This is a genomic window from Nocardia sp. CC227C, assembly GCF_030767025.1.
In the GTDB taxonomy this organism is placed as follows: Bacteria; Actinomycetota; Actinomycetes; order Mycobacteriales; family Mycobacteriaceae; genus Nocardia.
Map to the genome: position 1 here is coordinate 1 of NZ_JASITE010000032.1, position 20,476 is coordinate 20,476.

15 protein-coding genes and 2 pseudogenes are annotated in these 20,476 nt (G+C 70.3%); 15 read left to right on the forward strand and 2 right to left on the reverse strand.

Features of this window, described 5'->3' with window-relative positions:
• Positions 1-1,190: 1,190 nt before the first annotated feature.
• Positions 1,191-2,114 (forward strand): annotated as a pseudogene (locus tag QMO76_RS34765) (hypothetical protein); the annotation flags it as partial.
• A 766-nt stretch (positions 2,115-2,880) separates the two neighbouring features.
• Positions 2,881-3,789: an HAD-IIA family hydrolase gene (locus tag QMO76_RS34770; RefSeq protein WP_306365628.1), complete on the forward strand. Its 909-nt coding sequence runs from the start codon at positions 2,881-2,883 to the stop codon at positions 3,787-3,789.
• A 23-nt stretch (positions 3,790-3,812) separates the two neighbouring features.
• On the opposite strand, the gene QMO76_RS34775 is transcribed toward QMO76_RS34770, so the two are convergent.
• On the reverse strand, positions 3,813-4,649 hold the full coding sequence (locus QMO76_RS34775) for a class I SAM-dependent methyltransferase (RefSeq protein ID WP_306365629.1): 837 nt from the start codon (positions 4,647-4,649) through the stop codon (positions 3,813-3,815).
• A 118-nt stretch (positions 4,650-4,767) separates the two neighbouring features.
• Between QMO76_RS34775 and QMO76_RS34780 the strand changes: the two genes are divergently transcribed.
• The 4 genes from QMO76_RS34780 to recN are packed head-to-tail and all read left to right on the forward strand — an operon-like array spanning position 4,768 to position 8,821.
• Positions 4,768-5,037: a hypothetical protein gene (locus tag QMO76_RS34780; RefSeq protein WP_306365630.1), complete on the forward strand. Its 270-nt coding sequence runs from the start codon at positions 4,768-4,770 to the stop codon at positions 5,035-5,037.
• 1 nt (position 5,038) lies between these two features.
• A complete protein-coding gene (locus QMO76_RS34785; RefSeq protein WP_306365631.1) occupies positions 5,039-6,016 on the forward strand; it encodes a TlyA family RNA methyltransferase in 978 nt (325 codons plus the stop codon).
• Positions 6,013-7,071, forward strand: a complete 1,059-nt coding sequence (locus tag QMO76_RS34790) for an NAD kinase (RefSeq protein ID WP_372342139.1) — start codon at positions 6,013-6,015, stop codon at positions 7,069-7,071. Before QMO76_RS34785 ends, QMO76_RS34790 begins: the two co-directional genes overlap by 4 nt.
• A complete protein-coding gene (recN, locus tag QMO76_RS34795) occupies positions 7,049-8,821 on the forward strand; it encodes a DNA repair protein RecN (protein WP_306365632.1) in 1,773 nt (590 codons plus the stop codon). The genes QMO76_RS34790 and recN overlap by 23 nt, the downstream gene beginning before the upstream one ends.
• Positions 8,822-9,094: 273 nt before the next feature.
• Here recN and QMO76_RS34800 read toward each other — a convergent pair whose 3' ends face one another.
• Complete coding sequence (locus QMO76_RS34800; protein WP_306365633.1) at positions 9,095-9,514, reverse strand: SRPBCC family protein; 420 nt, start codon at positions 9,512-9,514, stop codon at positions 9,095-9,097.
• A 211-nt stretch (positions 9,515-9,725) separates the two neighbouring features.
• On the opposite strand from QMO76_RS34800, the gene steA reads away from it, so the two are divergent.
• The 9 genes and pseudogenes from steA to QMO76_RS34845 all read left to right on the forward strand — a co-directional run.
• Complete coding sequence (gene steA / locus QMO76_RS34805; protein ID WP_306365634.1) at positions 9,726-10,937, forward strand: putative cytokinetic ring protein SteA; 1,212 nt, start codon at positions 9,726-9,728, stop codon at positions 10,935-10,937.
• A 7-nt stretch (positions 10,938-10,944) separates the two neighbouring features.
• A complete protein-coding gene (locus tag QMO76_RS34810; RefSeq protein ID WP_306365635.1) occupies positions 10,945-11,868 on the forward strand; it encodes a copper transporter in 924 nt (307 codons plus the stop codon).
• 76 nt (positions 11,869-11,944) lie between these two features.
• Positions 11,945-13,687: a CTP synthase gene (locus tag QMO76_RS34815; RefSeq protein ID WP_306365636.1), complete on the forward strand. Its 1,743-nt coding sequence runs from the start codon at positions 11,945-11,947 to the stop codon at positions 13,685-13,687.
• Positions 13,684-14,346, forward strand: coding sequence for an NUDIX hydrolase (locus QMO76_RS34820; protein WP_306365637.1), 663 nt, complete (start codon positions 13,684-13,686; stop codon positions 14,344-14,346). The genes QMO76_RS34815 and QMO76_RS34820 overlap by 4 nt, the downstream gene beginning before the upstream one ends.
• Positions 14,347-14,524: 178 nt before the next feature.
• On the forward strand, positions 14,525-15,442 hold the full coding sequence (gene xerD / locus QMO76_RS34825; protein WP_372342140.1) for a site-specific tyrosine recombinase XerD: 918 nt from the start codon (positions 14,525-14,527) through the stop codon (positions 15,440-15,442).
• Between the two features lie 159 nt (positions 15,443-15,601).
• Positions 15,602-16,498 carry a ParA family protein gene (locus tag QMO76_RS34830; protein WP_029928428.1) on the forward strand — a complete coding sequence of 299 codons (897 nt, stop codon included), beginning with the start codon at positions 15,602-15,604 and terminating at the stop codon, positions 16,496-16,498.
• Between the two features lie 218 nt (positions 16,499-16,716).
• The gene (locus QMO76_RS34835) at positions 16,717-17,649 is read left to right on the forward strand and encodes a ScpA family protein (protein ID WP_372342141.1); all 933 of its coding nucleotides are present in this window, start codon (positions 16,717-16,719) and stop codon (positions 17,647-17,649) included.
• Between the two features lie 209 nt (positions 17,650-17,858).
• Positions 17,859-18,686, forward strand: coding sequence for an SMC-Scp complex subunit ScpB (scpB, locus tag QMO76_RS34840; RefSeq protein ID WP_372342142.1), 828 nt, complete (start codon positions 17,859-17,861; stop codon positions 18,684-18,686).
• A gap of 920 nt (positions 18,687-19,606) precedes the next feature.
• Positions 19,607-20,461: pseudogene (locus QMO76_RS34845) on the forward strand (pseudouridine synthase); the annotation flags it as partial.
• Positions 20,462-20,476 lie beyond the last annotated feature (15 nt).

The window sequence follows — 20,476 nt, forward strand, 5'->3', positions numbered from 1 at the left end:
AGGGGACCCAACACTGGGTCCCCTTTCGGCGTTTCACCACCCGGTGCCGCGAAGCCGCTCGACGGCGCGTGATTGAATTCGAGTTGGCGGGTTCCTCCCGTCAGCCCTCACGCGCAGCGTAGCGCCGCGGCCGGGTACGGCAGGCACAACAGGACTAGAGAGGGATCACCGTGTCGGAGCAGAACGACGGCAGGAAGCCGTTCCGCCGTAGCAGCGGATCGGGCCAGGGCGGTTTCCACCGTTCGGGACGTGATGACGCGACGGGCGATCGACGAGACCAGGACCGCACCTCGGGTCCGCGCCGCGAGGGCGGCAACCGCGACAGCTCCGGCCGCGGCGAGAACCGCGGCGGCTTCCGCCGCGAGGGCGAACGCGGTGGCCACCGTCGCGATGACGATCGTGGCTACCGTCGTGACGACGATCGAGGTTTCCGTAGCGGCGACGACCGAGGCGGATCCGGCGGCGACGACCGCGGCGGCTTCCGGGGTGGTGACCGTGGTGGTTCACGCGGCGAGGACCGTGGTGGTTTCCGACGCGAGAACGACCGGGGCTTCCGTCGTGACGACGACCGTGGCGGCTCGCGCGGTGACAACCAGCGCGGGGGTTACGGACGCGGCGACGATCGGGGTGGTTTCCGTCGTGACGACGATCGCGGCGGCTCGCGCGGTGATGACCGCGGCGGTTTCCGGCGTGGGAACGACCGCGGTGGTTTCCGTCGCGGCGATGACCGCAGCGGATCCGGCGGCGATGAGCGTGGTGGTTTCCGCCGCGATGACGACCGCGGTGGCCGTCGCGACGATGACCGCGGTGGCCGTCGCGACGATGACCGCGGTTTCCGCCGTGACGACGCGCGCGGCCCCCGTCGTGATGACGACCGGGGCGGATACCGCGGTGGCGGCCGGGACGGCGGCTTCTCGCGCGACAACTCCGGGCGGGACGGCGGTCGGGGTTTCGGTCGCGACAATGCCGGCCGCGGTGCGGGTTCCGGCCGTGGACACGAGCGGCGGGGGGATCGAGAAGACTTCGGGCGCGGTGGATTCGGCGGCGACAAGCGCGACCACGGCGGCTACAAGGGCCGCGACTCCGCGGGGCGCGAGGAGCGGCGCGGCGGCTTCGGCGGTGAACGGCGGAACTCCGGCCGCGATGACGAGCGCCGAGGTTTCGGCCGCGATGACGACCGGCGCGGCTCCGGACGCGATGACCGTCGCGGCGTCGGCCGGGACGAGGAGCGGCGCGGCGGTGACGAGCGGCGTGGCTTCGGCGGCCGCGACGAGGATCGCCGCGGGGCCGGGCACGAGGGTCGCGGTGGTTTCGGGCGCGCCGGTGATGAGCGTCGCGGTGCCGGGCGCGAGGACGAGGGCGGCCGGAATGCGCACCGGGACAGCGCGGATCGTCGGCGTGGCGGCGAGGGTGCTGCCGCCGCGGGTGGCCGCGGAAGCGATCGGCGTCCGGCGCGTCCGGATGAGCCCGCGCTGCCGGAGGACGTGCAGCCGAGCGACCTCGACGGTGCGGTGCGCCGCGATCTGCTGAGCTTGGACAAGAGCAATGCCGAGACCGTGGCCCGACACCTGGTGATGGTCGCCCGTCTGCTGGACGAGGATCCGGAGCAGGCGCTGGAACACGCGCGGGCGGCGCGGCAGCGCGCCGGCCGGATCGCGGTGGTACGCGAAACCGCCGGTGTCGCCGCCTATCACGCGGGGGAGTGGGCGGAGGCGCTGTCCGAGCTGCGGACCGCACGCCGCATGTCCGGCGGTGCGGGCCTGCTGGCGGTCATGGCCGACTGCGAGCGCGGCCTCGGCCGCCCCGAACGCGCCATCGAGCTGGGCCGCAGCGATGAGGCCCGGCAGCTGAAGGGCGACGAGGCCACCGAACTGCGCATCGTGGTCGCGGGCGCCCGCATGGACCTCGGCCAGTACGACCAGGCCGTCGTCACACTCCAGACTCCCGACCTGGACCCGAGCCGCACCGGTTCGGCCGCCGCCCGCCTCGACTACGCCTACGCCGAGGCACTCCTCGCCGCCGGCCGCGGCGAAGAGGCCCTGACCTGGTTCATGAACGCGGCGTCCGCCGACCTCGACGGTGAGACCGACGCCGAGGAGCGCGCCGCCGACCTGGCCGACCCGAACTCGGTCGAATGGGCCAGCAACGCCGCCTTCGCCGAGGGCGACGAGGCCGAGACCACCGACGACGAGGCCGACGCAGCGGGCGATGCCACCGACACCGATGCCGCGAGCACGGAAACCGGGACGGCGAGCACCGACATCGGTGCCGCGAGCACGGAAACCGGGACCCCGAGCACGGACACCGGGACCCCGGGCACGGACATCGGGTCTGCGAGCACGGACACCGCGTCTGCGAGTACGGACATCGGGACCGCGAGCTCCGCCGCTGCGGCCGACGGCGGTACCGAAGCGGACTCGCGCGCCGCGGATTCCGCTACCGCACCCGCTGCGGGGAAGGCCCCGGCCGAGCCCGGTACCGGCGATAACGACGACTCCGCCGCACTGGCCGATGCCGTCGCCGATGCCGAGGCGGCGGCGGACGCCCTGGCCGCCGACTTCGGCGACGACACCAAGCCGGACGACCGCGGCTGAGGTCGAGGACCTGAGAGAGCCGCCGCACCCGCATGTGCGGCGGCTCCCCGCCTCAGCCCGCCCATGACCGTGAGCGACGGTAGCGCACCACCGCGCACGGGGTGGAGGGCTCGGTCGCCCTACGGCCCCGCCCGTCGGGATGTGGTGGAGACTGCTCGTATGCTCGGGCTGGCGTCCGCCGTCGCTGGCGGGCGGCACGGTGCGGCGGGTGCGGGCGGGGTGTTCGTCCGATACCTGTCGGAGCCCGCGGCGCGGGTGGCAGGACAACGAGAGAGGGAGCGGCGGGATGCGGCTACGGGATCGGTTCGGTGCGCTGCTGTTGGATCTGGATGGCACGCTGTTTCGCGGTCATGATCCGATTCCCGGTGCGTCGGAGGCGCTTTCGAGCGGCGGCGCGACGCAGCGGTTGATGTACGTGACCAACAACGCGAGTCGCTCGGGTGCCGGCGTCGCCCGGCATCTGCGCGAACTCGGTTTCACCGCAACCGAAGACGAGGTGGTCACCAGCGCCCAGGCGGCCGCGCACCTGCTGGCCACCCGGTTGCCGCCGGGGTCCACCGTGCTCGTGGTCGGCACCGACGACCTGGTGGCCGAGGTGGAAGATGTCGGCCTGCAACCGGTCCGGCGCTTCAACGGCATCGCGCCCGCCGCCGTGGTGCAGGGTCATTCGCCACACACCGCCTGGGCGGATCTCGCCGAGGCCGCCTACGCGTTGCGCGCGGGTGCGCTGTGGGTGGCCGCCAATACCGACGCCACCCTCCCCAATGAGCGTGGATTGGCCCCGGGCAACGGTTCCATGGTCGCCGCCCTGCGCACCGCCTCCGATCGCGAGCCTATGGTGGCGGGCAAGCCGTACGCCCCGCTCATGGAGGACGCGCTGGCGCGCGCCGGAACACGCGCCGCCCTGGTCGTCGGCGACCGGCTCGACACCGATATCGACGGCGCGCTCACCGCCGGCCTGGAATCGCTCATGGTGCTCACCGGCGTCAGCACGCTCGCCGATCTGAACGGGCGACCGGACCGGCTCCCCACCTATATCGCCGAATCCCTCGACGCCCTGAATCATCCCGTGGCCGAACACGGTCCGATCACCGAAGGAGACGGAGACCTCGCCGACCGCATTGCCGAACTGCTGTCGCGGCATCCCGGCCGGGCGATCTCGATATCCACTCCACCGACACCCCGCGACGCCTGACCCACCGGTCGAGCCCGCTTGGTTCACGGGGCTGAGTCGCGCGCCGCTCCGGCGCACCCGGTGGCCCGCCGAGGCGGACCCCGCCGAGGCGGACCCTGGCTCGCCGCCGGTTTGCGGGCCTCGACCAGTGTGCGCGCCGAGTGCGCGATGAACGGTCCCTTCCGTTCGATGTGCTCGTGCAGTTCGCGCAGCCGCTCGCGATAGGCGTCCACGGTGAAGCCGGGCACCATCCAGATGACCTTGCGCAGGAAGTAGATCACCGCGCCGATGTCGTGGAACTCCATGCGCAGCCGCTCGGGCTCGCACCGCACGATCTCCAGCCCCGCCGTGCGCGCCTCGGCGGTCTCGGCGTCGGGGTGGCGTCGGGTGCGCGCCCGCGGCTGCGGCCCGAGGAAGTACTCGACGAGTTCGAACACGCTGGCCGGGCCGACGTGCTGGGCGAAGTAGGTGCCGCCGGGTTCCAGTACCCGCGCGATCTCCGCCCACCAGATGGTGGCCGGATGCCGGCTCGTCACCAGATCGAAGGCGGCGTCCGCGAAGGGCAGCGGCGGTTCGTCGGGATCGGCGACCACCACGACGCCACGCGGGTGCAGCAGTCGCGTGGCCTTCGCCAGGTTCGGCGGCCACGATTCGGTGGCGACCATGGTCGGCGGATAGGTCGGTGCCTCGGCCAGCACCTCACCGCCGCCGGTCTGGATATCCAGCGCGGCCCGCGCCCGCGCCAACCGCCGCGCCTGCTGTTTCTGATACCCCCACGACGGCCGTTCCTCGCTGGCGCGACCGTCCAGCCAGGAGAAATCCCAGCCGTCCACCGATACCGACTCGGCTTCGGTCACGAGTTCGTCGAAGTCACATCCCATAGCCGCCGATCCTCGCGGACCGTGGCAAGCGATTTTCGCGGCGCGCCCGGTCGGCGGCCGGATCGGAGGGATGCGGTACGTGTGTTCGAATGTGAGTTCCGGTAGCGTTGTCGCCACGATGACTACGCCCACGCCACGCCCGCATGCGCCCGTGCCCGGCCCCCGCACCGGGGCGCCATTGCCCGGTCAGCATCTGCCGGGCGCGAATCAAGCGGACTTCGCCGACCCGGATCGGGTGCGCGCGGAGGTCGACGAGTTGCTGGCGGAATTGCGCGCGGGTGCGCGGGATTCGAGCGGCGAGGGGACGGATATCGCGCGGCGGTCCCGCATTCTCGAGCAGGCGCACGAGGTATTGGTGCAGGCCCTGGCAACGGTGGACAAGATCTGAGGTGGCCAGGCGCGCACGAGTGGACGCGGAACTGGTTCGCCGCGGATTGGCGCGGTCGCGGGAGCACGCGGTCGAACTGATCTCGGCGGGTCGCGTCCTGATCAATGGAACGGTCGCCACCAAACCGGCCACGGGGGTGGAGACCGCGACCCCGCTGCTGGTGCGGGAGGAGCCCGACGAGGTGCGGTGGGCCTCGCGCGGTGCGCACAAACTGCTGGGCGCACTCGCGGCGTTCGAACCGCATGGGCTCACCGTCGCGGGCAAGCGCTGTCTGGACGGGGGCGCGTCCACCGGCGGCTTCACCGATGTGCTGCTGTCGAAGGGAGCCGCCGCGGTGGTGGCCGCCGATGTCGGCTACGGCCAACTCGTCTGGCGGCTGCGCAGCGACGATCGCGTCCACGTGCACGACCGCACCAATGTGCGCGCCCTGACCCCGGAACTCATCGGCGGCACAGTCGAATTGGTGGTGGCGGACCTGTCCTTCATCTCCCTCGGCCTGGTACTGCCCGCGCTGGCGCAGTGCTGCGCGCCGGGCGCGGATCTGCTGCCGATGGTGAAGCCGCAGTTCGAGGTGGGCAAGGAGCGCGTGGGATCCGGCGGCGTGGTGCGCGATCCGACGCTGCGCGCGGCGGCGGTGCGTGACGTGGCCGCGGCCGCCGCACGTCTGGGGCTGCGAACCCACGGCGTGGTCGCCAGCCCGCTGCCCGGACCGTCGGGGAATGTGGAGTACTTCCTCTGGCTGCGTAAGGAGTCGGAGCCGACCGGAGCCGACCGCGCGGCCGGGGATATCGGCGGCGTCGGGGCGAACTCGTCCCCGGATGCGCACGCGGCGACTCGGCCCGCGCCGGAAGGCGATGCGGGAACCGATCTCCCGACCGCGCCCGAGTCGGCGGCTGTCGGTGTCCCCGCCTACGATGCGGTCGAGGAGGAACGGGTGGCGGCGCTGATCCAGCGTGCGGTGGAGGAGGGTCCGCAGTGAGTGGGGAGAGCGGTCGGTTGCACAGCGCGAAGGTCCGGGAAATCCTGCTGGTCGCCCATCCCGGCCGCGCCGAACTCACCGAGACCGCGCACCGGGTGGCCAAGATCTTCGAGGAGTTCGGGATCGGCCTGCGGGTCCTGGCGGACGAGGCGTACAGCACCCGGTTCGACACCGACGAGCAGGGCCGCCCCGACGGGTATCCGGTGCGTGTGATGGAGCACGGACCCGAGGCGGCCATCGGCTGTGAGATGGTGCTCGCCCTCGGCGGTGACGGCACCTTCCTGCGGGCGGCGGAACTGGCCCGCGAGGCCAATGTGCCGGTGCTGGGCATCAACCTGGGCCGCATCGGCTTCCTCACCGAGGCCGAGGCCGAGAATCTGGACGAGGCCCTCGCTCAGGTGGTGCGCCGCGACTACCGCATCGAGCGGCGCATGACCATCGATGTCACCGTGCGCGTGGACGATACGGTCACCGAACGCGGGTGGGCGCTCAACGAGGCCAGTATCGAGAATTCGGCGCGCATGGGCGTGCTGGAGGTCGTCCTCGAGGTGGACGGCCGTCCGGTCTCGTCGTTCGGCTGCGACGGCGTGCTCGTCGCCACCCCCACCGGTTCCACCGCCTACGCGTTCTCCGCGGGCGGTCCGGTGGTGTGGCCGGAACTCGAGGCGCTGCTGGTGATTCCGAGCAATGCCCACGCCCTGTTCGCGCGGCCCCTGGTAGCCAGCCCGGATTCGCGCATAGCGGTGGAAACCGTTGCGACGGGGCACGATGCGATAGTTTTCCTCGACGGCCGACGCACCCTCGCACTGCCGCGAGGCGGCCGGGTCGAGGCGGTCCGCGGGACCGAACCGGTACTGCTGGTGCGGCTGGATTCCGCACCCTTCGCGGATCGGATGGTGCGCAAATTCCAGTTGCCCGTGACAGGCTGGCGGGGCCGCTCGTCTGCACGGATGGGCGCGGAGGAGGAAGCCCGCGTAACCACGCAGCGACCCCGAGCAGGCGACGTCGAACACCGCCGAACGGAGAGCACGAGTGCTGACAGAGATCAGGATTGACGGTCTGGGCGTCATATCCACCGCCACAGCGCAATTCCATGAGGGTTTGACCTGTTTGACCGGTGAGACGGGCGCGGGCAAGACGATGGTGGTGACGAGCCTGCACCTGCTGAGCGGTGCGCGCGCCGACCCCGGCAGAGTCCGGTTGGGTGCGTCGCGGGCGGTGGTGGAGGGCCGCTTCACCGTCGACGAGGTCCACGAGGGGGCCGTCGCCGCAGTGGACGGGGTGCTGGAATCCGCCGGTGCCGAACGTGATGACGACGGCTCCGTCATTGCCGTGCGCACCGTGGGCAGCGACGGCCGCTCCCGCGCGCACCTGGGCGGCCGCAGCGTTCCGGCCGCGGTGCTCTCGGATTTCACGACACCGTTGCTCACCGTGCACGGCCAGAACGACCAGCTGCGGCTGCAACGGCCCGATCAGCAGCTGCACGCCCTGGACCAGTTCGCCTCCGACACCGTCGGCCCGCTGCTGCGCAAGTATCAGAAGGAGCGGCGCAAGTGGCTCGACGCCCGCACCGAACTGCTCGAACGCACCGCGCGCAGTAGGGAACTGGCGCTCGAGGCCGACCGGCTCAAGCAATCGCTGACCGAAATCGACGCCATCGCACCGCAACCCGGTGAGGACGAGCACCTGGTCGCCGAGGTGCGGCGGCTCTCGGATCTGGATTCGCTGCGGGAGGCGGCCGCCACCGCGCACGACGCGCTGGCCGGACCGGCCGACACCCCCGGCGAGGGCGGCGGCGCGCTGGATCTGCTGGGCACCGCCCGCGCCCGCATCGACACGGCAGAGGATCCGGCGCTGGCGGGGCTGGCCCCCCGCCTCGGCGACGCCATCTCGGTGGTCGTCGACCTGACCACCGAGCTCAGCTCCTATCTGTCGGATCTGCCCTCGGACCCCGGTGCGCTCGACACCATGCTGACCCGGCAGGCCGAACTGAAAACGCTGACCCGGAAGTACGCCCCCGATATCGACGGCGTGATCGCCTGGGCGAACGAGGCGCGCACCCGCCTGGAATCCCTGGATGTCTCCGAGGAGGCGCTGTCGGCGCTGTCCGCGGAGGTCGACAGCGCGGCGGAGAAGGTGCGCGAGGCGGCGCGCAAGCTCACCGCCGCGCGCACCAAGGCGGCGAGCAAGCTGGCGACCGCGGTGAGTGCCGAACTGTCCGGCCTGGCCATGGGCCGCGCCAAGCTCGAGGTCGTGGTGCGGCCGCTCCCGGCCGCCGCCCAGGACTCCGCGCCGCTGAAGGTGGACGGTTCGGAACTGCACGCCGGTTCCACCGGTGTGGACGAGGTGGAATTCCGGCTCGCCGCGCATTCCGGCGCGCAGCCGCTGCCGTTGAGCAAGAGCGCCTCCGGCGGTGAGCTCTCGCGCGTCATGCTCGCCCTCGAGGTGGTGCTGGCGAGTTCCGAGCACGGCACCACCATGGTCTTCGACGAGGTGGACGCCGGGGTCGGTGGTCGCGCGGCCGTCGAGATCGGCCGCCGCCTGGCCAGATTGGCGCGCACCCACCAGGTCATCGTGGTGACCCACCTACCGCAGGTGGCGGCCTTCGCCGACACTCACCTGGTGGTGGACAAGGTGGACGACGGCAAGGGCGTCAAATCCGGCGTCCGCGCCCTCACGCAGGACGAGCGCGTCGCGGAACTGGCCCGCATGCTGGCCGGTCTCGGCGACACCGAAACCGGCCGCGCCCACGCCTGGGAGCTGCTCACCACCGCGCACGCCGAGAAGGTCGGCGCGGCGGACTGATTCGTGGTCGGACGGACGCGGCGTCGCCGCGGGCGGGTGCGCGCGCCGGTGGCCGCACCGAGTTCGCCCGCGCGGTGCGATACCGCCGCTGTCGGCGCACCGGGCGATCGAATCGGCAGCAGCCCGGCCCGGCCAGCCCGCGACACTCACCGCGACCCCGTTGCGTCGATACCCATCGAGTACCACGTACACGGCCGCGACCCGGTGGCGGCTCGCACCGAGTCCTGAGCCGGAATGGCGAGGCCCGCCTCCGAAACGGAGGCGGGCCGCCCCCTACTTCACCGCTTTGCGCGCGCCGCTGAGAAGGGCGTTGATCAGGCCCTTCAGCCCCAGCTCCAGCACCTTGGCCGGGACGGGCAGGCTGGGCTCGGATTCCATGGTGTAGACCACGCGGGTGCCGCCGGGCGCGTCGGCGAAGGTGACGGTGCCGACGTGCCGCTTCACGGGTGCGCCCGCGATGATCTGGTAGACCATGCGCTCATTGGGCACCAGTTCGAGGGTCTCCTCCGTCACGCCGACCGGGCCGAGTCCGAGCTTGTAGCGCGCGCCCACACCGGACGGGCTGCCCGCGCCGGGCTGAATGAGCGAGATCTGGATGGGCAGGTAGGCTGCCATCGCGTCCCGATCGGCGAAGAGCCGGTAGACGACCTCCCGCGGGGCGGCGATCACGGTGTCGACGGTGGTGCTGGCCATGACGGCATTGTCTCCTTCGTTCGAGCTGCCATCCGAATCCCCTGAATGTCCGGCACAGCTACGTCCGGAGCATATCGGTACCCGTGGTCACGGGCGCTGTGGCTTTCGGCCATGATTGGCGGAGGCTCGGTGGCATCACAGTGACGAATGTGATTGATGGTGCGGCGCGCCTCCACCAATGGTTGAGACTTTCCTGTAACCATCGGGCGTTATGAAGATGCTGGGACTGTTGTCGAAACCCACCGAGACGCTGCCGGGCCTGTCCGGGATCGCCCGGGTCGACCGCAATACCCGGCGCCTGCTCCAGCGCGTGGGCCCCGGTGACGTGGTGGTGCTGGACGAGATGGATCTCGACCGCCTCACCGCCGATCGCCTCGTGGAGGCCGGGGTGGCGGTGGTGATCAACGCCTCGCCGTCCATCTCCGGCCGCTATCCGAACCTGGGCCCGGAAGTGTTGGTGGCCAATGGGATCCTGTTGCTGGATACCGTCACCACCGATGTCTTCAAACGCATCAAGGACGGCGCGAAGGTCCGCGTCGACGACGGCGTCGTCTACAGCGACAAGCTGACCAAGAAGGATCCCGAGGTCCTCGTCGAGTGCGTCGAGCTCACCGAATCCTCCATCGCCGAGCGCATGATCGAGGCCCGCAACGGACTGGCCGACCACCTGGAGGCGTTCGCGGGCAACACCATCGAGTTCATCCGCACCGAGAGTGGCCTGCTCATCGACGGCATCGGCGTGCCCGAACTCGAGCTCGACATGCGCAAGCGCCACGTGGTGGTGGTGGCCGACGGTTCCGACCACGCCGAGGACCTCAAGCGCATCAAACCGTTCATCAAGGAGTACGCGCCCATTCTGGTCGGCGTGGGTCGCGGCGCGGACACGCTGACCCGCAACGGATATCGCCCCGACCTCATTGTCGGCGATCCGGAGGAGATCACCGCCACCACTCTCAAATGCGGTGCCGAGGTGATCCTGCCCGCCGATACCGACGGGCACGCCAAGGGTTTGGAGCGCATCCAGGATCTGGGCATCGGCGCGACCACCTTCCCGTCCTCGGGGGCGGCCGCCGATCTCGCGCTGCTGCTGGCGAATCACCACGGGGCGTCGCTCATCGTCACCTGCGGTGCCGCGGCCTCGCTGGACGACTTCTTCGACCGCGGCCGCCGTGATTCGAATCCCGCCACCTTCCTCACCCGCCTGAAGATCGGCACCAAGCTCATGGACGCCAAAGCCGTTGCCACGCTGTACCGTCAGCGCGGCTCCGGCTGGGCGGTCGCGCTGGTGGTGCTCGCCGCGCTGGTGGCGCTGATCGTGGCGCTGCTGGCCACGCACCTGGGCAACGAGGTGATCGATTCCGGTATCGACGCCTGGAACCGCTTCGAACTCTGGGTTCGCGGCCTTCTCGACCGAAGCAGCTAGGGGACCCATGATTTCGCTTCGCTACCACGCCGTGTCGATCGCCGCGGTCTTCCTGGCCCTCGCCGTCGGCGTGGTGCTCGGCGCCCGCGGGAACGACGGTCTGCTACCCGGAATGGGCGAGGGCGGCGGGCAGGCCGCCGACCTGCGTGCCGAGAACACCAGGCTCACCGAGCAATTGCGGGCCGCCGACGCCTTCCTCGCCGGTGCGTCACCGAAACTGTTGGCGGGCAGCCTGACCGATCGCGGCGTCATCGTCTTCACCACGCCCGACGCCGATCTCGCGGATGTGGACGCGGTCACGAAATCGCTCACCACCGCCGGGGCGACGGTCACCGGACAGATCGCGCTCACCAACGCCTTCACCGATTCCGGCGAGGGCGACCGGCTGCGCACCGCCGTGGCCAATCTGGTCCCCGCGGGCGCGCAGCTCGGCACCGGCGCGACCGACCAGGGCAGCCTCGGCGGCGACCTGCTCGGCCTGCTGCTGCTCACCGATCCGGCCGACCGCCAGCCGCGCGGCAGCGATCAGGAACGCGGACTGGCGCTGGAGACCCTGCGTGGCGGCGGCTTCCTCGCCCCGGCCGGGGAGGTGCGCCCCGCCGATCTCGCGGTGGTCGTCACCGGTGACGGCGTCCACGCCGACGAGAACCAGCGCGGCACCATCATCGCCCGCTTCGCCGGTGGCCTGAAGGCGCGCGGGGCGGGTGTGGTGCTGGCGGGCCGCGCGGGTGCGGCCGCCGGGGCGGGACCCATCGCGGTGGTGCGTGACGAAGCCCCCTTGGCAACGGTCACCACCGTCGACAATGTGGACCACGAGATCGGCCGCCTCACCACCGCGCTGGGGCTGACCGAGCAGTTGAGCGGCGGCACCGGGCGATACGGCACCGGCGACCGGGCGACCTCGCTCACAGTCGCGGCCATGCCACGCTGACCTGATAGCTAATCGGTGGTGATCGGCCCGCGCGGCGTGTGAACAGCCCGGCGGATCCGTGTTACCGTGGAGTCCCGTGGGTCAATCACGGATTCCGGCGCGCTCCGCTCATAACACGACGGCCACGAAACACATTTTCGTCTCCGGCGGCGTCGCCTCATCACTCGGTAAGGGCCTGACCGCCTCCAGCCTCGGACAGTTGCTGACGGCGCGTGGTTTGCGCGTCACCATGCAGAAGCTGGATCCGTATCTCAATGTCGATCCCGGCACCATGAACCCCTTCCAGCACGGTGAGGTGTTCGTGACCGAGGACGGCGCGGAGACGGACCTGGACGTCGGGCATTACGAACGCTTCCTCGACCGCGATCTGTCGGGGTACGCCAATGTCACCACCGGCCAGATCTATTCGTCGGTCATCGCCAAGGAACGCCGCGGCGAATACCTCGGTGACACCGTGCAGGTCATCCCGCACATCACCGACGAGATCAAGAGCCGCATCACCGCCATGGCGGGTCCGGATCGCCAGGGGCAGATCCCGGATGTGGTCATCACCGAGATCGGCGGCACCGTCGGCGATATCGAGTCGCAGCCCTTCCTGGAGGCGGCGCGCCAGATCCGGCACGAGGTGGGCCGCGACAACTGCTTCTTCCTGCATGTGACGCTGGTGCCGTACCTGGGCCCGTCCGGCGAACTCAAGACCAAGCCGACCCAGCACTCGGTGGCCGCGCTGCGCAATATCGGCATCCAGCCCGACGCGCTCATTCTGCGCTGCGACCGCGATGTGCCGGAGCCGCTCAAGAACAAGATCGCGCTCATGTGCGACGTGGAAGTGGACGCCTGCGTGTCCACCCCGGACGCGCCGTCCATCTACGACATTCCCAAGGTGCTGCACCGCGAGGGCCTGGACGCCTATGTGGTGCGCAAGCTGGGCCTGCCGTTCCGCGACGTGGACTGGACGGTGTGGGGCGATCTGCTGGACCGGGTGCACAACCCGCGTGAACACGTCACCGTGGCGCTGGTCGGCAAGTACGTGGACCTGCCGGACGCCTATCTGTCGGTCACCGAGGCGCTGCGCGCGGGCGGATTCGCCGCCAAGGCCAAGGTGAACATCCGCTGGGTGCAGTCCGACGAATGCGAGACCGAGGCGGGCGCGCAGCAGCATCTGTCCGATGTGGACGGCGTGCTGATTCCCGGCGGTTTCGGCATTCGCGGCATCGAGGGCAAGGTCGGGGCCATCCGCTACGCCCGCACGCACGGCATTCCGCTGCTGGGCCTGTGCCTGGGCCTGCAGTGCGTGGTGATCGAGGCGGCGCGCACCGCGGGGATGAAGGACGCCAACTCGGCGGAGTTCGAACCCGACACCAAGTACCCGGTCATCTCCACCATGGCCGATCAGGAACAGGCAGTGGCCGGTGAGGCCGATCTGGGCGGCACCATGCGCCTCGGCGCGTACCCCGCGGTCCTGGAGCCGGGTTCGGTGGTCGCGCAGGCGTACGGCGAGACCGAGGTGTCCGAGCGGCACCGGCACCGCTTCGAGGTCAACAACACCTACCGCGACAAGATCGCCAAGAGCGGCCTGAAGTTCAGCGGCACCTCGCCCGATGGGCATCTGGTCGAATTCGTCGAACTGCCGCAGGACAAGCACCCGTTCTTCGTGGCCACCCAGGCGCACCCGGAACTGAAGTCCCGGCCCACCCGGCCGCATCCGCTGTTCGCGGCGCTCATCTCGGCGGCCCTGAAATACAAGGCGGCCGAACGGCTTCCGGTGGAGATCCCGGATACCGCGCCCGCCGAAGCGGGTGAGAAAGTAGCGAAATGACCTCCGCGCACGGCGACTCGGCCCCCGGCACCCACGACTTCGACATCGTCGACAGTCGCACCGCGTACTCCGGCGCGATCCTCGCGCTGCGGCTGGACGAGGTGGCCATGCCGGGTGGACGGGTCGCCCAGCGCGAGGTCATCGAGCACCATCCCGCGGTGGCGGTGGTGGCGCTCGAGGGTGACGACACCGTGGTACTGATCAACCAGTACCGGCATCCGATCGGGCGGCGTCTGCTGGAACTGCCCGCCGGGCTGCTCGATCAGCCGGGTGAGGATCCGCTGGAGGCGGCGCGGCGCGAGTTGACCGAGGAGACCGGTCTGGCGGCGCGGGAGTGGTCGGTGCTGGTGGACGTGGCGCTCTCGCCGGGGTTCACCGATGAGGCGCTGCGCGTCTACCTGGCCACCGGCCTGTACGAGACCGAGCGGCCCGAGCCGGAATTGGAAGAGGCGGATATCGAGATCGTCCGCATGCCGCTGGACGCGGCCGTGCGGGCGGCCCTGGCGGGGGAGATCACCAATGCCACCGCCGTAGCCGGATTGCTGGCGCTGGTGACCGCGCGGGCGACCGGTGCGCCGCTGCGTCCGGCCGACGCGCCGTGGCCGGAGATGCCGACCGCCTTCCTGAATCGCAAATCCGCCGAGTCCAGCGAAGAATAGCGAGCGGTCTGCTGTCGCGCCGCCCCGGCCCGACAGCGCCGCCGACTCGTGCGCATCTCCTTTCAGCACCGAACGGTCTGGTCTGGGTGGCGTCGCTGCCGAATCCGTCGGTGGGGACTGCCATGATGGGGCCGTGACTGCCGCCGCGACCACCGCCGAGAACCGGGATCGCGATGCGCTGCGGCGGGAGATCGACGCCTATCTCGACCATCTCACCGTCGAGAAGGGGGCCGCGCGCAATACCCTCGCCGCCTACCGCCGTGATCTCGGACGCTATCGGGAGTTCCTGGCGGCCAGGGGTGTCACCGGGTTGGCGGCGGTGTCGGAGAACGATATCGGGGACTTCATGGTGGCGCTGCGCTCCGGCGATGCCGAACGGCCCGCGCTGGCGGCCAGTTCGGCGGCGCGGGCGCTGGTGGCCGTGCGCGGGCTGCACCGGTTCGCCGCGGCGGAGGGGATGACCACCGCCGATGTGGCGCATCCGGTGAAACCCCCGGCCCCCGCCCGCCGCCTGCCGAAAGCGCTGCCGTACGAGCAGATTTCCCGGCTGCTGGACGCGGCCGGCGGCGATGTCGCAGATGGGCCGCGCGGATTGCGCGATCGCGCCCTGCTGGAGTTGCTGTACTCCACCGGGGCGCGCATCTCGGAGATCATCGCCTTGGACGTCGACGATATCGACACCGGGGAGCGCGCGGTGGTGCTGCGCGGCAAGGGCGGTAAACAGCGGATGGTGCCCATCGGCCGCCCGGCGCTGGCCGCCGTGGACGCCTACCTGGTGCGCGGACGCCCCGCACTCGCCCGGCGTGGCAAGGGAAATCCGGCGCTGTTCCTCAATCACCGGGGTGGCCGACTATCGCGCCAGAGCGCCTGGCAGGTGCTGCACGCCGCGGCCGAACGCGCCGGAATCGCGGCCCAGGTGTCGCCGCACACCCTGCGCCATTCGTTCGCCACGCATTTGCTCGATGGTGGGGCGGATGTGCGGGTGGTGCAAGAGCTTCTCGGTCACGCCTCGGTGACCACCACCCAGATCTACACTCTGGTCACCGTCGGAACGCTGCACGAGGTATGGGCGACAGCCCATCCCCGGGCCCGGTAACCAGTCTGAAGTGCAGCTTTAGGGTGCGTGTCCGAGCCGGGGTCTTGCGCGGACAGGCGGTAGCGTCTATTAGGGACCGTGCCGCACTGGCGGCGGGGTTAGGGCATGAACGTCGAAGGAGCAGCGGACGTGACGAAAGCCGGTGGTGCGGGCCAGCGGATCGAAACCGCCGCGCAGACATTGTGGGAGGCGCCGGACGTGCAACCGGATAACGCGGAACTAGGACCGACCGGTCGGCCCCTGCGCGATATTCCGGAGCCTCCGCCCGTCAACCATCACGGTGACGCGCTCATAGTCGCCATGTGCAATCAGAAGGGCGGGGTCGGCAAGACCACCTCGACCATCAATCTGGGGGCGGCGCTGGCCGAATACGGCCGCCGGGTGCTGCTGGTCGATCTGGATCCGCAGGGCGCGCTGTCGGCGGGACTCGGTGTGGCGCACCACGATCTGGACCACACCGTGCACAACCTGCTGGTCGGCAATGGCAAGATCGGCGTGGACGATGTGCTGATGCGGACCAAGGTCGAGGGTATGGATCTGCTGCCCAGCAATATCGACCTGTCCGCCGCGGAGATCCAGCTCGTCAACGAGGTCGGCCGCGAGCAGACCCTGGGGCGGGCGCTCGCCCCGCTGCGCAACCGCTACGACTACGTCCTCATCGACTGCCAGCCCTCCCTGGGCCTGCTCACGGTGAACGCCCTGGCCTGCTCCGACGGCGTGATCATTCCCATGGAGTGCGAGTATTTCTCGCTGCGCGGGCTGGCCCTGCTCAACGACACCGTGGAGAAGGTGCGGGACCGGCTGAACCCGGCGCTGAGCCTGTACGGCATCGTTGTCACCATGTTCGATGCCCGTCTGCTGCATTCGCGTCAGGTCATGACGCGTGTGGTCGAGGTGTTCGGCGACCTCGTCTACGACACCGTGATCTCGCGCACCGTGCGGTTCCCCGACGCCAGCGTCGCCGGTGAACCCATTACCACCTGGGCGCCGAAATCCGGTGGCGCGGAAGCGTATCGGGCCATGGCACGGGAAGTCATACACCGGTCGGGCCGTTGAACGATTCCCCCGAGACAGCGCCCGGGCAGGTTACGCCGGGTGCGGATACCGCCGTGCCGCGTGCCGATGAGCCGCTGGGGACGGTGGTCGCCGATATCGCGGGCGCACCCGAGGCTGCCTACGGTGTCGACGCATCCGGTGCCGCAGGAGGGCTGCCCGAGGAGCGCGACGGTGCGGCATCGGTGATCGACGACATCGCCGGTGATTCGGGTACCGCCGTGGTGTCCGATATCGCGGCGTCGGCCGCGCCCGGTGCCGGATCGCCCGATACCCCGGCGGTTTCGGATGATACGGCAGCTCCGGACAACTCAGACAAGTCCGGCAAGTTTCATCTGCGGCTGAGCAATTTCGAGGGACCGTTCGATCTGCTGCTACAGCTGATCAGCTCGCGCCGCCTCGATGTCACCGAGGTCGCCCTGCACAAGGTGACCGACGAGTTCATCGCCTACACCAAGGCGTTGACCGCACAGGCCGAGGCCAGTGGGCTGCGCGCGGACAAGGTGCTCGACCAGACCACCGAATTCCTGGTGGTGGCTGCGACATTGCTGGATCTGAAGGCCGCCCGTTTGCTGCCCTCCGGCGAGGTCACCGATGAGGAGGATCTGGAACTCCTGGAGGCCCGCGATCTGCTCTTCGCCCGCCTGCTGCAATATCGAGCCTTCAAGCAGGTCGCCGAACTGTTCGCCGAGCTGGAAGCCGCCGCGCTCCAGCGCTACCCGCGCGCGGTCTCCCTCGAGGAGCGCTACCTCGACCTGTTGCCGGAGGTTACCCTGGGTGTTGACGCGGCCGGATTCGCCGAGGTCGCCGCGGCGGCCTTCCGGCCCCGGCCGGTGCCCAAGGTCGGGATCGACCACATCCACCAGCACGCCGTCTCGGTCGCCGAACAGGCGGCCGTCATCCTGGAGTTGCTGAAGGCCAAGGGCGCGGGCGGCTGGACGACTTTCCACGAACTGATCGTCGACTGCGAGGCCCCGGTCCAGATCGTGGCCCGCTTCCTGGCGCTGCTCGAGCTCTACCGCGGCAGGAATATCGAATTCGAGCAACCCGATCCGCTCGGCCCGCTGCGGGTCAGCTGGACCGGCGAACCCAGCGCGGCCGAGGAGACCGGCGGCGCGATATACGAGACCATCAGCGACGAGGAGTACGGGTGACCGAGGTGACAGACCCCACCGGCGCACAATCGGCCGCCACCCCCGCACCGGATGCGGACGTACCCGGCACCCGGGAACCCGATCCGGGTACGGACTCCGCCGATACCGGGCGAACCGCAGCCTCTCCGGAGCAGGTGGCGGCCGCCGACACGGCCTCGGTCGCTGATCGATCCAGCGGGTCAGCGGGCTCCGGCGACATCCACGAGCAGATCCCTGCCGGCCAGGAGTCGGGGCGCGTCGGTGATTCGAGCGTCACCGCCGGGAGCGGGGGACCGAACGGCTCCGCGACGAGAGATGCTGATCACTCCGGCGGAGCGCCGAGCGCGAACGGGGTTCCGGACGGTGCGGGCGCAGCGCCGAGTTCGGTTGAGTTTCCCGATGGTGCGCTTTTCGAGGAGCCCGAGGAGCGCGAGCGGCTCGACGAGGCGGAGTTCCGGTCGGCGCTGGAGGCGATGCTGCTGGTGGTGGACGCGCCGGCGGCGGTGGACATGCTGGCGTCCGCGCTGGACGACCGGGTCGAGCGGGTGGAGCGAGCCCTGCGGGAGATGTCGGCGGAGCTGACCGCGCGGCGCAGTGGCATGGATCTCAGATTCGTGGGCGACGGGTGGCGTTACTACACGCGGACCGAGTTCGCGCCGTACGTGGAACGTATGCTGTTGGACGGCGCCCGCTCCAAGCTCACTCGCGCCGCTTTGGAAACCCTGGCCGTCATCGCCTATCGTCAACCGGTTACCCGAGCGCGGGTGAGCGCCGTACGGGGCGTGAACGTGGACGGCGTGATCCGGACCTTGCTGGCGCGGGGTCTGATCTCGGAGGCCGGGGCCGACCCGGAGACCAACGGCACCCTGTACGTCACCACCGAGCTGTTCCTGGAGCGTATCGGACTCGCGTCGCTGACCGATCTGCCGCCGTTGGCCCCCCTGCTCCCGGGGGTGGATCTGATCGACGAGATCAACGAGAGCCTGGAGACCGATCCCCGGTACACCAGGCTGAGAAAACCGACCGAGTCGGATATCGACCTCGGTACCGAAGAATGAAACGAAATTAGGACAACGTGAATACACCCGCTCGCCGAGATGGCACACCGGATCGTAGGAAACGTGGTTTCGAACCGCCCCGCGGCGGTTCGGCACGCGGCCGCGGTGAATCCCCCCGCGGCGCCCAGCCGACCCGCGGTGGCAGCACCCGCGGCAACCAGTCGTGGGATTCCGGAGGCGGCTCCGGCCGCGGCGCGCAGTGGGAGGCGCGCGGCACGGGCCAGGGTCGCGGCCCGGCCGGTCGCGGAACCCCCTCGCGCGGAGCGGATGTCCGCGGCGACCGCACATACGGTGGCGACTCCCGAAACTCCTGGTCGAACGACGACTCCCGCGGCGGCGGTGCGCGCGGCGGCTCCCAGACCGGCCGTGGGGTCGGTGGCTCCCGTAGCGGGGCTGGCCGCACCGAGTGGAACGCGAGCGGCGGCTCCCGAGGCGGGGAGTGGAATCGGAGTAGCGCCGATCGCGGCCACGGCGACAGCGGACATGACCACGACCGAGGTGCCGACCGTTCGCGCGGCGGTTCCCGGACTGGCCGTGGGGTAGGCGGCTCCAGAGGCGGGGACCGCGCCGAATGGAACACCGGCGGCGGTACCCGAGGCGGTGAGTGGAACCGGAGTGGCGGTTCGCGTGGTAGCGAATGGAATCGTGGCGGCGGTCAGAGTCGTGGCGGCAGCGGGCGTGGCGGGGATCGGGATCGCGGTGCCGAGTGGTCGCGCGACGGGAACCGTGGCGCGAGTCCGCGCGGCGGCGGACGCGGTTCGGCTCCCGCGAGCGGCTTCCGCGGCGCGGGGTCCCGTGGTCAGGGCGATCACCATATCGGTGGCAGCCGTGGCCGGATCGGCGGCGGCCGCCCGTTCGCCCCAACCACCGCCCCTGGCGCGAAGGCCAATGCCGCGCCGACCACCGGCAAGCCGAAGAAGCCGAAGAAGCCGAAGCCGCAGCGCATCGTGGTCGCCGGCCCGGTGCTGAACAATGCCAAACCGGCCCGCCGCCAGCATGTCGAGCCCGAAGCGCAGGGGCCGAAGAAACTGCCGTGGGGTGAGGGTGAACGCCTGCAGAAGGTGCTCGCCAAGGCCGGTGTCGCCTCCCGCCGCGCCGCCGAGGAACTCATCGACCAGGGCCGCGTCGAGGTGGACGGTTCGATCGTGCGCGAGCAGGGCCTGCGCATCGATCCCGATCACGCCGTGGTGCGGGTGGACGGTGTCCGGGTCGTGGTTCGCGACGAGCAGGTCTACCTGGCGCTGAACAAGCCCAAGGGCTGGCAGTCCACCATGGCCGACGAGATGAACCGCCCCTGCGTCGGCGATATCGTCGCCGAGCGGGTGGTGGCCGGTCAGCGTCTGTTCCACGTCGGCCGCCTGGACGCCGACACCGAGGGTCTGCTGCTGCTCACCAATGACGGTGACCTCGCGCACCGCCTCATGCACCCCTCCTTCGAGGTCTCCAAGACCTATCTCGCCACCGTCGCCGGTGAGATCCACGGCCGCGAGGTCGGCAAGCGGCTGCGCGACGGCATCGAACTGGAGGACGGTCCGGCCAAGGCCGACCGCTTCCAGGTACTCGAGGTCGGCGAGGGTAGGTCGTTGGTGAAGGTGGTCCTGCACGAGGGCCGCAAACATATCGTGCGCCGCCTGCTGGCCGCGGTCGGTCATCCGGTGACCGCGCTGGTGCGCACCAATATCGGACCCGTCGCACTGGGCGATCAGCGTCCGGGCACGCTGCGGGTACTGGGTCGGGACGAAATCGGGAAGCTCTACGAGGCGGTGTCGTTGTGAACGGTGTGAGGAGTG

Coding starts and splice junctions, on each gene's coding strand:
- QMO76_RS34775 (WP_306365629.1), bottom strand. CDS start 4,649: ATGGGATGTGACTTCGACGAACTCGTGACCGAAGCCGAGTCGGTATCG.
- QMO76_RS34820 (WP_306365637.1), top strand. CDS start 13,684: ATGACCTCCGCGCACGGCGACTCGGCCCCCGGCACCCACGACTTCGAC.
- QMO76_RS34800 (WP_306365633.1), bottom strand. CDS start 9,514: ATGGCCAGCACCACCGTCGACACCGTGATCGCCGCCCCGCGGGAGGTC.
- QMO76_RS34780 (WP_306365630.1), top strand. CDS start 4,768: ATGACTACGCCCACGCCACGCCCGCATGCGCCCGTGCCCGGCCCCCGC.
- steA (WP_306365634.1), top strand. CDS start 9,726: ATGAAGATGCTGGGACTGTTGTCGAAACCCACCGAGACGCTGCCGGGC.
- QMO76_RS34810 (WP_306365635.1), top strand. CDS start 10,945: ATGATTTCGCTTCGCTACCACGCCGTGTCGATCGCCGCGGTCTTCCTG.
- QMO76_RS34770 (WP_306365628.1), top strand. CDS start 2,881: ATGCGGCTACGGGATCGGTTCGGTGCGCTGCTGTTGGATCTGGATGGC.